The sequence below is a fragment of the Streptomyces sp. NPDC003247 genome (genome assembly GCF_042888135.1).
Lineage (GTDB): Bacteria > Actinomycetota > Actinomycetes > Streptomycetales > Streptomycetaceae > Streptomyces.
The window spans coordinates 19,704-32,098 of the sequence record NZ_JBIAPF010000003.1; the positions used below are offsets into that span (position 1 = coordinate 19,704).

The following is a 12,395-nucleotide window of genomic DNA, read 5'->3' on the forward strand; positions in this document are numbered from 1 at the left end:
GGCTCGCCGCCGGCCGGGGCGGGCGGTTTCAGGGAACGGCGGTCGGCGCGTCCGCCGACCGGGGCGGTCCGTCCGCCGGTCCATCCGCCAGCCCGGACGGTCCGTCCACCGGTCCATCCGCCGGTCCGCCCGCCGGCCCCTCCGCCGGCTGGGCCGCCGGTCGGACCGTACGGCGCCGTGGCGGCCACGGCGTCCATGGCGTCCATGGCGTCCATGGCGTCCACGGCCGCCACGGCCCCTTCCGGGCCACCAGCCGCACGGACCCCCGCCTCCCGGCGCCCGCCGCGGAGACGGCGAGGGCGCCGAGCAGGGCGAGGACGGCGGCCGGGGCGAGGACGGCCCAGGGGGCGCGTTCGGCGTAGGGCTGGTTCTCGGAGAGCAGCAGGCCCCACTCGGGGGAGGGCGGCTGGGCGCCGAGGCCGAGGAAGCCGAGGGAGGCCAGGGCGAGGGCGACGCCGGGCAGCCGTACGAGGGCGTGGCGGGCGACGGGTGGGAGGACGGCGGGCAGCAGTTCGTTCCTGAGCAGGTACCAGGGACCGGCGCCCAGCGCGCGGGTCGCGGTGAGGTGGACGGTGGCGCGTTCGTGCCGCAGCAGCGCGGAGGTGTGCGCGGCGAGCGGCGCCCAGGCCACGACGGCGACGGCGACGACGGGCGTGGCGGTGCCGCTGCCGAGGACGGCGGTGACGAGGAGGGCGGCGAGGACGGGCGGAACGGCGTTGACGGTGTCCACGAGCGGCCCGGACAGCCGGGGCAGGCATCCGAGCAGCACCCCGGTGGCCAGGGCGAGCGCGCTGATGGCGAGGGCGAGGAGAAGGGTGTCGAGGGCGCCGTGCGCGACCCGGGCGAGCACGTCCCGGCCGAGCGCGTCGGTCCCGAAGGGGTGCGCGGTGGACGGCGGGCGCAGGCGGGCGCCGGTGTCGAGGGCGAGCGGGTCGCGGGGCAGGCCGAGGGCGATCACCGCGCACAGCAGGAAGGCGTGGACGCACGGGGAGACGGTGCGGGCGGGCGGCGCCGGCCGGTGCAGGGTGTGCAGGGCGCCGTCGCGCAGGGCGGGGCCGATGAGGCGGCGGGCCGTGAGGCGGGCGGCGCCCGTGGCGACGGCGGCGAGCGCGACGAGGAGGAGGGTGCCGGCCTGGAGGACGGGCAGGTCCTGGGCGATCGCGGCCTGGAGGGTGGTGCGGCCCAGGCCGGGGATGTCGTAGATCTGCTCGACGGCGACGGAGCCGCCGGTGAGTCCGACGACGAACAGCCCCAGGTTGGGCAGCAGTCCGGGCACGCAGCGCCGCAGCGCCTGGCGGGCGACGCGGCGGCCGGTGAGTCCGCGGGCGGCGGCGGCCCGCGCCCAGGGTTCGGCGAACGCGCCGGGCAGCTGGTCGTCGAGGAGCCGCCCGAGGACCGCGCCCGCGGGCAGCCCGAGGGCGAGCGCGGGCAGCACGGTCCACTGGGGGCCGTACCAGCCGAGCGCGGGCAGCCAGCCCAGGTGCACACCGACGACGGTGGCGAGGACGGAGGCGGTGAGGAACTCGGGCAGCGCGGCGAGCACGGCCGAGCCCGAACCGCCGGCGGGCCGGTCGCCCAGCCGGCGGCGGGCGCCGAGGTACAGGGTGCGGGCGCACACGGCGGCGGCCGTGCCGGCGGCGACGACGAGTGCCACCGCCATCAGCAGCAGGGAGACGCCGAGGGCTTGGAGGATGGCGGGCGCGACCTCGGTGCCGGAGAGCCACGACCGTCCGGCGTCCCCGCGCGGCAGCCCGGCGAGCCACTGCCCGAGCAGGTGCAGGGGGCCGTCGTCCAGGCCGAGTCCGGCCCGGATGTCGGCGAGCGCCTCCGGCGTCGGATCGCGGTCGGTGGACCGGGACTTGAGGACGGTGAGCGCCGGGTCGGTGTGCGAGAGCCACGGCAGCAGCCCGGTCCCGCACACCAGCAGCGCGGCCAGTCCGGCACGCCACAGCAGCGCGCCCACCCTGCGACCCATGGATCAGCGCCGTGTCCCGATGCCGACGAGGGTGCGCTCGTAGGGGTCGAGCAGCACGCCGTCGACGGAGGCCGCGACGCCGGTGACGACCCGCTGGTGGACCAGGGGCACGACGGCGTCGGTGCCGAGGATCGCGGCCTCGGCGGCCATGGCGGCGTCCTGCCGCCCGTCGGTGTCAGCCACCGCCTGGGCCTCGGCGACGGCCCGGTCGACTCCCTTGTCGCACAGCAGGGCGAGGTTGTAGCCGCCGTCGCAGGTGAAGTCGCTCGCGAGGAGGGAGACGGGGTCGCCGGTGTCGAGGAGGCTGTTGCGGGCGCCGATGAAGGCGTCGAACTCTCCGGCCAGCGCGTCGCTCTCCAGCCGCGCGTACTCGCGCACCTCCAGCGTCACCTTGAACCCGGCCTTCTCCAGCTGCTGCTTCACCACCTGGGCGACCTCGGGGAGTTCGGGCCGGTTGTCGTAGGTGGCGAGGGTGATCGGGACGCCGTCGGGCCGCCCGGCCTTCGCCCGCCCGGCGGGCGAAACGCGCTTGCCGTCGGCCCAGGTGACGGCCGGTCCGTAGAGGCCGGTGCCGGCGTCCGCGTGTCCTTCGTAGACGCCCTCGGCGAGGGCCGAGGTGTCGAGGGCGGCGCGGGCGGCGGCGCGCAGGGAGGAGTCCTTGAAGGCGCCGGACTTGGTGTTGAGGAGCAGGCTGGTGGTGCGGGTGGTGGCGGTCTCGCGGCGGATGTCGGCGTCGAGGGAGGCGGCCTGGGAGACCGGGATCGCCTCGGCGATGTCGACCTCGCCGGTGCGCAGGGCGTTGGCGCGGGCGGTGCCGTCGGAGATGAAACGGGCGTCGATGCCGGAGGCCTGGGCGCGGCCGCCCCAGTAGTCGTCGAAGCGGTCCAGGCCGGCGCTGGTGCTGCCGTCGACCCCGGTGAGTTCGAAGGGCCCGGTGGCGGTGCCGACCGGATCGACGGCGTCCTTCTTCTCGTACGCCGTCGGGGAGAGGACGGCGAGGCTCGGGCTGGACAGGCGCAGGGGCAGGACGGGGTCGGGTGCGCCGGTCGTGATCCGGACGCCGGTGCTGCCCTCCGCCGTCGCGGTGAGGGTGACGCCGGAGAGGGCGGTCGGGGCGGGCTCGGCCTCGGTGGCGTGGGTGAGGGCGGCGGCGACCGCCGCCGGGGTGACGTCGGTGCCGTCCTGGAACTCGGCCTCCCGCAGGGTGAACAGCCAGGTCCGGTCGTCCTCGCGGCGCCAGGAGGAGGCGAGCGCGGGGGTGGCGGCGCCGTTGGCGTCCAGGGCGGTCAGGCCCTCGGTGACACCGAGACGGCTGAGGAGGGTGGCGTCGGCGCCGTACGGGGAGAGGTTCTCGGCGGGCGGGAAGGCGAGGGCGACCCGCAGCCGGGAGCCGTCCCCGGCGTCGGCCGCCTCGCCGTTGCCGCCGCCGGATGAGAAACAGCCGGCGAGCAGCGGGGTGAGCAGGAGGGCGGGAAGGAGCCGCGGACGGCGGAGGAAGGACATGGGGGGCATGGAGGACTTACCGGCCTATGAGGTAGGGGAAGACGGCGGAGGGGAGGAGGGCGTCGAGGGGGACGTCGAAGTGCACGATCCCCTGCCCGCCGCCGGGATCGTCGCGCTCGTCGTGCACGACGGTGCCGACCGACCGCCAGAACCCCTCGGCGCCCTCCACGGCAGGGTCGGTGTGCAGGTACACGGACCGGTATCCGCCGTCCGCGACGGCGAACGCGAGCAGTTCGGCGACCAGCCGCCGGGCGATCCCGCGCCGGCGGTGCGCGGGACGGACGTAGATCCGGCGCAGTTGCGCGGTCGCACCGGAGGGATAACGCTCGGCCACGTGCCACGGGTTGGGCGGGTGCAGCGGACCACGCGAGTCCAGCGCCCCGGTCCCGACCACCTCACCATCCTCGTCGACCGCGACCAGCAGCGTGTGGCGCTCCGGCACCAGGTACGCGGCGGCCGGATCGATGATGTCCCCGTGCCAACGGGGCACGTATCCGGTGCCGAAGTCGTGGTAGACGGTGTCCAGCATGACGGCGCGGGCGGCGTCGAGGTCGTAGGGGCGGGCGGGCCTTACGCGATACTCGCGAAACTCATGCACTTGCACATCATATGCATTAAGCGGATCGCCTTGATCACCTGCGTTGCGCCCCGCGGATATGACGGTGACCACACCTCACCCGCGGAAGCGGCTGCTGGTCGGCCACCCGATCGAGTGACAACGCCCTTCGCAGGGGAACCGGCCTGGCTAGCGTGATCCCGTTCCAGACGCCGAGGACACGCCAGGAGGCACGCACGTGGGCTGGGATCCGCAGGAACTGGCAGAGGGGTGGCTCGCGTCGGTCACGTACCCCGAGCGCGTCCGCGAGGCGTACCGCGCGAGCACGTCCGACTGGCTGCGGACCTGCCGTCACACGCGTCTCGCATGGGACAAGGTCGCCGCCCAGCACATCGCCCTGTGGGCCCACCGCCCGGGGGCACCGCACAGCGCCACCGCGCGCCGCGTCTCCGCCGTGCGCTCCTTCTACGCGTACGCCCTGGCCCACGACGCGGTCGTCTACAACCCCGCCGCCCGCCGCCCCCGCCTCACCAACGCCGCCCAGCTCACCCCCAGCGGCCTGGACCCCTGGCAGACGGCCGTCCTCCTGGCAGCGGTGGACCGGCGGACGAGCCAGGACCGCGCCTGCGGCTATCTGCAACTCGGCCTGGGCCTGCGTTCCGGTGTGCTCGTCGCGCTCACCCTGGACGACCTCGTCTCCGACAGGGACGTCGCCCGCGGCCCCGACACCCTGCGCCTGCCGGAACCGGGAGGCGGCCACCGCCTGGTCCCCCTCCCACCCGTCGTCCGTGACGCCGTCGCCACCTACCTCACACGCCGCCACCGGCCTCGCGACACCCCCCAGGGCGGCCCTCTTTTCACAGCCCGCGCCGGCACCAGGGTGCCACGGCGGTATTTCTCGGATCTGCTGCGGGGGGTGGCTGAGGAGACGGGGGTGCTGCGGGCCTCGAGCACCACGTGAACGCACACGCATGCACACGACAGCATCCATCTTCCGCCCTCGGCGTGACCTTCCTCAGGGAGGAGCCGGGCTACGACCTCCTCACCCACCTCGTCCACTACTCCTGGGTCCGCTCGGCCGCACGCGGCTGCCCCAGGGCGAGCTGGAGGACGGCAACCAGTCACGCGCTGAACCTCCCGCGCGAAACAGTCGACGCCCGTGTACAGGACTGGACGACGATGCACCGCCACGCCGTGGACTCCACTGCTCGGCGCCCGGTGGCGGCGCCGCTGACGTCCAGGGCGGTCAGGCCCTCAAATTCCCACCGCGTAGCGGCGTCAGCCCCGGCGCGCACCGGGGTGAGAACCACGGACTGTTCGCCTCGGCGCGGGCACAGTTGCTGGACCAGTCGACGGAGCTGCGGGGCTGCTGGACGGCGGGTCGGTACCGACGCCGGCCTCTCTTCCTCAGGCGGCGGGGGCGTCACACCGGTGCCCCCCTCTTACGAGTACCCAAGCGGGCCGGTGCCCGCCGCTCGCCCCTCTACATAAACACCCAGTTGCGATCGACCAACGCCAGCTTCACGAAACGCCCTTGCTCCGCCAACCACGGATGTGGCGTCCGAAAGCGCGTCATGTTACCCATCGACACCACGACGGCGTCGAGCTGTTGCGCCACGTTGAGTACCGACTGCGGGGAGGTCGATGGCACCGTCACGATACTGCCCTCGTCCACGGCCTTCTCGACGATGTCCTTGTCCTCATACTCGACCGCGTCAACGATGTCCGTCCCCAGCACGGTCACCACGCGATGGTCGGGGTAGCGGCGTCTGATCGCGGTAAGCGCGGAGCCGAGCAGACGAACGCTCGGTGGACGCGGCGACGCCGCCGTGCGTCCCGCCGTCATGATGCCGCGTCCGTCGACCACAAGACTCGGCGTCCGGTCGCCTTCCGGTTCATCCTGTGCCAGCACCTGCTCAAGGGAAGTTCCGGTGGGTTCGGCTGGCGTGGGGTTCCGAATCGCCTGATCGACGGCGGGCTCGACCATGCGGGTGAGGAGTCGTTCGAGTTCGCGATCAAGCCCCTGGGCAATGGGCGTACCGTCCGGCCCGAAGCAGTCCACTTCCTCGCTGAGGATCACCGCACCGGTGTGGCGGGTCTTCGCATGCACCTTGAGAATGCCGCTCCGATCGTAGTGGTAATCGACGTCGAAGACGTTGTCCGACGGCTCGGCACTCGGTTGTGGCACCGGCAGTTCGAGCCTCACCAGGGGGAATGTCCGCTCGTCGTCCGCAGCACGCTTACCGTCGCCCTCAACGATCTCCAGGACAACCTTGGACGCTCCGCGGACCGCAGGCATGGCACTGCGGGTCCCACGCGCCGGGAGCGTCGAGTAGCGCGGGATCACGGTGGCGAAACCTCGTTGTCGTCCACCCGCATTGAAGGAAAGGCCCAGGTCATGACTGGTGGCGACCGAGATCGTGGTCTCAGGGAGAAGGCCATCGATCTCCGCCGCCGTGATGGCGGCGCCCCGTGCGACAGCCGTCATCGGCTTGCACAGCCGGGCGTCGACCACGGCCTTACCCAGCACTCGCTCGACCTCTCGGCGTACGAGCGGAATCTGGGACGTACCCCCGATCATCAGTACGGCGTCCAAGTCATGGGCGGTCAGGCCCACGTCCTGGAGGCACTCCTCCAGCGGGACGAGCGCGCGGCGGACCAATGGTTGGACCGCCTCCTCGAACTCTTCCCTGCGAATGACGACTGGAGCATGTCCGCCGAGCGGTTCGAAGAGCACCTGATCCGTGCCGGGCTGCGACAGCACGATCTTCGTCAGCTCGACATGCCGTCTCCAGCGACGTGCCTCCAGTCGTGTCAGTCGCTCCGGGTGGCTGCCAAGCTTGGCGAGCACCAGCTTCACGAGCGCCTCGTCGAATTCGAGGCCGCCGAGCGCGGTGATACCGCGTGACGCCATCTCGTCAAAAATGCCGTCGTAGTGTTCAAGGACCGTGACGTCGATGGTGCCGCCGCCCCAGTCGAAGACGAGGAATCGGCCCTCACCGGGGAAGTCGTGGGCGTAGCTGATCGCAGCCGCCGTGGGTTCGTTGATCAAGGCTTTGACCTTGATCTTCGCAAGGCGGGCCGCGGCCCTGGTGCGATAGCGGGCGGCGCCTGTGGCGTTGGCCGGTACGGTCACCACCGCCGCATCCATCTCGCGGAGGTTGCGACGCACGCCGACCTTCATCTGATCGAAGAGAGCTGCCGCCACGACCGTGCTCCGGTACGGCTCGTCGCCGAGCCAGACCTCGTGCTCCTCGGGTACCGCGCCGGTCCGCGGAAACTTCGCCGTGTCCATTCCCCTCGGGCGCGAGGCGAGCATGCGCTTAACCGCATCGCGGGGTTCTGCCGTCTCACATTTGGCGGACCATCCGAAGCACAGGGTTCGCTGGATGTCGCGCAGCGACACGACGGACGGGAAGAGTTCGTCGAATCCTGGCCTGTTCCACTCGGCGGGCAGGGCGGCGCTGTCCACCCGGATCACCTCGGTACCGTTCCCGGTCCAGCGGGCGACGACAGAGTTGCTCGTACCGAAGTCGATGCCGAAGGTCATCGGTCGGCTCCTTGGTCGGTCACGTGAGCGGTGGATGTCGACGGCAGGCGTCTCATCTCACCACGGTGGATGATGCGTCCCGTGCGCTGGTCCGCGTAGGCAGGTGCCAGGACCTCGTAGGAAGAACTGCCCTTGTGAGCGTCGGGGTTGACCAGGTTGAAAGCATCGGGGTCGGCCTCGGTGATCCTGGTGAGCCCGGAACGCCGCATCTCCTCCTCGACACGAAGTCGCACGGCGGCGATGTCCTGCGACGTCTGAGCCGTACGGTCGATCAATGCCAGCTGCGCCAGGTGCTCCTCGTGCACACGCGTCGCGTTGAGAACGGCGGTCCGCAAGGCCTCGTCCACTGCTGCCTGCACCGCTTGCTGCACGAGGGAACCCATCTTGCCCGCGGTGGACTGTGCTCCGGCGATGGCAGCGTCCAGTTCCGCGGTGAGTCGTCGGCCGACCTCCTGAGCGGCGCTCGCTCCCGCCTTCATGGCCGCCCGGTCCACCTTCGCGGCGATCTTGTCGCTGAGGATACGGAACATGACCTCGGGGTCCGCGCGAGGATCGAGCAACGGCGCGTCGGCGCCGGCGCCGCTACTGTCGCCGGAGGCTTTCTGAGGTTTTTCGGCTCGTGCTCGTCCCGCTGGGCTGCTGCTGGATGCTGCCGCCTGGCCGTCGCGGGGAGGAGGAGTCGCAGCGTCTCGCGGTGGGACACGCCGTGCCGCCTTCTTGGCCGGCTTGCTGCGCACCCCCTCGAACTCCGGGATGCGTCGGGGTTCTGCCGCCGGCTTACGGGGTTCTCTCTTGGCGGGCATCAGTGATCGTTCCTCAGTCTCTCGACACAGCGGCCGATGATCTCCCGGGCCGCCTCGGTGGCGGTCCACGACTTTTCCTGCTCGGTGCTGGGCCGCGTGCCGCGGGCCAGGGGGCGCGGCCACGGCTGGAGCAGTTCGCTCCGGTCGTCGGGCACCCACAGGAATCGTTCGTGCAACGGGAGCTCGTAGAGGAGCTCGGCTCCCTCCCCCACGCGTCGTGCGGTCTCGATCCGTCGGATGCGGTCCTTGGCTCCGTTGATGTACTCGATCTGCTCCGCGGCGACTTGCCGCCGCAGGTCACGCCATCCCTGGCCCCACTCGGTGGAGTCGTGTTGGACACACAGAGCGAGGTAGGGGTTGAGGACATCGTGCGGCTTCGACTTGAGCCGCAGCGACTGCAGGAGTTCACTGAGGGCTCTCAAACGGCGCCGCTGCACACCGCCGACGCCCCCGCGCCGTCTGCCTCCTCGCTTCAGCACGTCCTCAAGGAGTCCTACACCCTGGTCGAGACGGTCTCGATCGCCGGGGCGAGCGTGCAGGAAAATCAGATAGGCCTGCACGACCCGTGCCTCCCGGTCTGCTGCCCCGGCGGCACCGTGGGTTTCCCCGCTGCGCAACACGGCTGCCTGTTGCAGGGCTGCGCGCACGGCGTGCTCGGTTCGCTCCGGTTCGCAGGCCATGGCCCAGTGCATGTCATCCAGAATGCGGTACATGCGCCGTGTTCCGGCCCAGAAGTGGAAGGAAGTAGTGCCCGAGATGAGCCGCCCCTCCGGGACACAGTCCTCCATCAGTCCGAAGAGCGACCGATCCCGTCCCAGGCGGCCGTCCACCGTCGCACCTTGTCGTATGTCCAACAGGGACCGTACGAGGTGGAACAGTTCCGGCGGCAGGTCCGGACCCTGGTCTGCTCGGACCCTGTCCAGAGAGGAGACATCTCCGTCCAACAGCGCCGAGCGCAGACTCCACTCATCGTGCCTGCCGTCGACCGGTGCCACCGTGCCGCCTGTTTCAAGGATCCGGCGGCACTCCTCGTCCCGCCAGGCAAGGGCTCTCACCTCGGCATCGGTCAACACGTCAGGGTCCAGACGCGCTGTCACGTAGCGTGCGCGATCGTGGTCCACTTCCTGCCAGGTGTCACCGATCACGCTCTTGGTGAGGGCGCCCATGTCGATCAGGTCATCGACGACTGGTAGAGGCAGGCGGGCGACAAGTCGCTGCCAGGCAGTGGTCGACAGGACCGCACGTCCTCGCGCCTCAACGGCCTCCGCGTGCAGTTGCCATGCGTCGACGGGGCCGAGGTCCCCCTCCGGGGCAGGCAGGCGCCCGGAACGGAGCGCTTCGGCACGAAAGCGCTCGTCGTCCTCGAGGAAGGGAAGTCCGTCGGCCGTCAGATCCTCGAGATGGCCCAGTGCGGACAGGGGAGCCATCCGGCTCAGCAGTTCGAGAGTGTCCGAGGCGACCGACCGAAGAGGGTTCGCTGCATGGGTCGCCCGTTGCCTCATATGGTCGACAAAGGTGGCGTCCTCGCCCAATTCCTCCGCGACCCTTCGCAGGCTGTGCTCGATGCGGCCGGGCAGCGGGACGAACTGCGGAAGCTGGTCGTCGAGCACGGACGCACCTGGTTGGTCCGACAGACGACCAATCGCGGCAGAGCGGCGCCGAGCGCGCAAAGGAGCGCGTACGCCGCCCTCCCGGTCTTGGCGCAGCCGTTCACGTCTTTCCAGTTCCGCAAGCCTCAGCGCCTCCAACTCGCCCGAGGCGGACGGCTCGATCGCCATGTACTCGATCCCTCCCCCCTCACCGTGAACGCCCGACTTCCTCCTTGATCGGCCCGGACACGGTGAGCGACCTGATATTAAGGCAGGACATAGCCGCACTCGTAGTCATCGGCCACACCTCACCAGCAGGATTGCCCAAGGAGGAGACCGATCCACCGCACCGGACCGTGTCATCCCACTTTTTTCCACTCCTGACACCGGTTGGTCTTGAAGTACTCGCCCTTGTTGAGGGTCACGCGCCCCGGACCGTTGAGGTTGTTGTTGGCGATGATGGAGTCGAACTCACCACTGGCGTCCTTGGCGCGCTCCCAGTAACAGCCGAACTCGTCCTCGGGGCCGGCCGTCTTGTACGTCCCCGGCTTGATGTCCTCGCCGACGAGGTACTCGCCCTCGCCCGAGAAGCTGGTCGCCGGGCCCGCCTCCTTGGTCTCCTTCGGCTTGGCAGTGACTGTCTCGGTGACGGTGGGGCCGGGCTCGGCCCCGTTCTTCGCCGCCTTGGTGACGGTCACCGTCGGTCCCGGGGCGGCCTTGGTCCCGGACGTGCCGCCGTCCGTCGTGCCGTCCTCGCCGCTCGAACCGATGCCGACTCCGACGAGGAGTGCCACGAAGGGAATGACGCCGTAGACGAGCCAGCCTCTGCGGCGAGCCGGGGCGGTGGGCCGGCCCGGCGGGAACGCCGGGGGCGGGGTGCCCCAGGGGTTCTGGTGGTGCGGGACGTGTCCGGGCGGGGTGCCCTGGCCGCCGGAGGCCGGAGAGGGACCGAAACTGCCGGGGTTCGGGGGCTGAGCGGTCATGGTGGAGCTCCGTTCTGCGTGGGTCGGTTCGGGACTCGTTCGGTGGGTTCAGCAGGTTGCTCGCGGTCGTGGCGCGGTCCGTCGGGCAAGTCCCGGTCGGGCGAGGCCCTGTCAGGCCTGGAGTCCCCGGATCCGTCGTCCGGCCTCGGTGGCCGGGTAGAGGATCGCGTCGGCGACGCGGCCGCCGGAGTCCTTGACGCCGCCGCTGAAGTTGAGGCGGCCGGAGGTGCCTGCCTTGGCGGCGACGCCGTTCCAGTAGGCCGCCTCGCGCTCCCAGCGGATGCCGTCGAGCAGCCGGTCCAGGTCCTCGACGCCGATGCGGGAGGCCGCTTCGCTCCACGGCATGGCGTGGTGGGCGGCGATGCCGACGCCCGCGAGCACGGCGGGCGCGGTGAGGGCGCTGCGCGCGGCGAAGGCGGGGAACCGCTCGGAGATCAGCCGTGCCAGCAGCGGCACGACCATGGCCTCGGCCTCCTCGGCCGGCACCCCGGCGGGCAGTTCGTCCTCGTGCACCGACTCGGCGGAGCGGGCGAGGCCGGCCCTGCCGTAGAGGGTGGTGACGACGAGTGCGCGCAGCGCGGAGAGGGTGACGACCTCCCGGTCGCCGGCCGAGACCTGCCGCTTGCTGGAGTTGACCAGCCGGCCGAACGGCATCCGCTGCCCGTCGACCTCGACCTTCACGGAGTCGGCGACGACGTGCGCGAGCCGGGTGCCGAAGTCCCGCTGGTCCATGGACATGGCCAGGTTCTTGGCGACGGCCACGCCCTGGACGTTGCGGTCGTAGAAGATCTGCCGGGCGTCCGCCGGGGCGAGATCGACGTACAGCTCGAAGGGGATGCGCACGCGGGCGAGTTCGGGGTACGTCAGGCCGTAGGTCTCGGGGTCGTCGTACAGGTCGTGCCAGGCGGTGGTCTGGGTCTCGCCGTCGATTGCGACGACCATGGTGCCCGGCGCGACAGTCAGCGTGCGCAGGCCGCTGCCGGGGACGAGTTCGTCGCTGATGGCGGCGAGCGGTCCGGCGTGCCAGAGGGTGATCGGCGGTGTGGACCAGGCGGCGCCCAGTTCGCCCTTGAGTCCGGCGGCGATGTACTCGGCGTACGGCCCGACGTTCCTGCCTTTCTGCGACGACTTCAGCGTCCGCTGCACGGTCGCCCGCAGCTCGGCGTGACGGCGAACCAGGCCGGAGGCGGCCTTGAGCTTTCGCGGGTCCTCCTCGGCGCGCGGCGACGGCACGAGCTGGACGAGCGTGGGCACGGACAGCGTGCCCACGACGGCGTCGTCGCGGAACGGCATGACGGTGAGCTGGGTCCCCTCGATGACGCCGGTCGGCATGGTGAGGCGCATGGGACTCCCCCCGGAGTGTGTTCGGAACGATCACGGACGGCGCTCACGGCGGTTCACCGGGCCGGGAAGGCGCGGCAGAGCGGCACGGCACG

9 protein-coding genes are annotated in these 12,395 nt (G+C 71.3%); 1 reads left to right on the top strand and 8 read right to left on the bottom strand.

The window, feature by feature from the left end:
- Window positions 1–28: 28 nt before the first annotated feature.
- The 3 genes from ACFYWQ_RS09655 to ACFYWQ_RS09665 are packed head-to-tail and all read right to left on the bottom strand — an operon-like array spanning window position 29 to window position 4,007.
- Window positions 29–1,975: an ABC transporter permease subunit gene (locus ACFYWQ_RS09655; RefSeq protein ID WP_389514492.1), complete on the bottom strand. Its 1,947-nt coding sequence runs from the start codon at window positions 1,973–1,975 to the stop codon at window positions 29–31.
- 3 nt (window positions 1,976–1,978) lie between these two features.
- The gene (locus ACFYWQ_RS09660; RefSeq protein WP_389514494.1) at window positions 1,979–3,487 is read right to left on the bottom strand and encodes an ABC transporter substrate-binding protein; all 1,509 of its coding nucleotides are present in this window, start codon (window positions 3,485–3,487) and stop codon (window positions 1,979–1,981) included.
- A gap of 7 nt (window positions 3,488–3,494) precedes the next feature.
- On the bottom strand, window positions 3,495–4,007 hold the full coding sequence (locus ACFYWQ_RS09665) for a GNAT family N-acetyltransferase (RefSeq protein WP_389515903.1): 513 nt from the start codon (window positions 4,005–4,007) through the stop codon (window positions 3,495–3,497).
- Between the two features lie 265 nt (window positions 4,008–4,272).
- Between ACFYWQ_RS09665 and ACFYWQ_RS09670 the strand changes: the two genes are divergently transcribed.
- The gene (locus tag ACFYWQ_RS09670) at window positions 4,273–4,995 is read left to right on the top strand and encodes a tyrosine-type recombinase/integrase (RefSeq protein WP_389514496.1); all 723 of its coding nucleotides are present in this window, start codon (window positions 4,273–4,275) and stop codon (window positions 4,993–4,995) included.
- A gap of 522 nt (window positions 4,996–5,517) precedes the next feature.
- Here the strand turns inward: ACFYWQ_RS09670 and ACFYWQ_RS09675 are convergent.
- From ACFYWQ_RS09675 to ACFYWQ_RS09695, 5 genes are all read right to left on the bottom strand, one after another.
- Window positions 5,518–7,584 carry an Hsp70 family protein gene (locus ACFYWQ_RS09675; protein WP_389514499.1) on the bottom strand — a complete coding sequence of 689 codons (2,067 nt, stop codon included), beginning with the start codon at window positions 7,582–7,584 and terminating at the stop codon, window positions 5,518–5,520.
- Complete coding sequence (locus ACFYWQ_RS09680; RefSeq protein WP_389514502.1) at window positions 7,581–8,114, bottom strand: hypothetical protein; 534 nt, start codon at window positions 8,112–8,114, stop codon at window positions 7,581–7,583. Before ACFYWQ_RS09680 ends, ACFYWQ_RS09675 begins: the two co-directional genes overlap by 4 nt.
- A gap of 272 nt (window positions 8,115–8,386) precedes the next feature.
- The gene (locus ACFYWQ_RS09685) at window positions 8,387–10,165 is read right to left on the bottom strand and encodes a hypothetical protein (protein ID WP_389514504.1); all 1,779 of its coding nucleotides are present in this window, start codon (window positions 10,163–10,165) and stop codon (window positions 8,387–8,389) included.
- 170 nt (window positions 10,166–10,335) lie between these two features.
- The gene (locus ACFYWQ_RS09690; protein WP_389514506.1) at window positions 10,336–10,959 is read right to left on the bottom strand and encodes a hypothetical protein; all 624 of its coding nucleotides are present in this window, start codon (window positions 10,957–10,959) and stop codon (window positions 10,336–10,338) included.
- Window positions 10,960–11,070: 111 nt separating this feature from the next.
- Entirely contained in the window at window positions 11,071–12,303 is a 1,233-nt protein-coding gene (locus ACFYWQ_RS09695; protein ID WP_389514508.1) for a hypothetical protein, read from the bottom strand.
- Window positions 12,304–12,395: the final 92 nt, after the last annotated feature.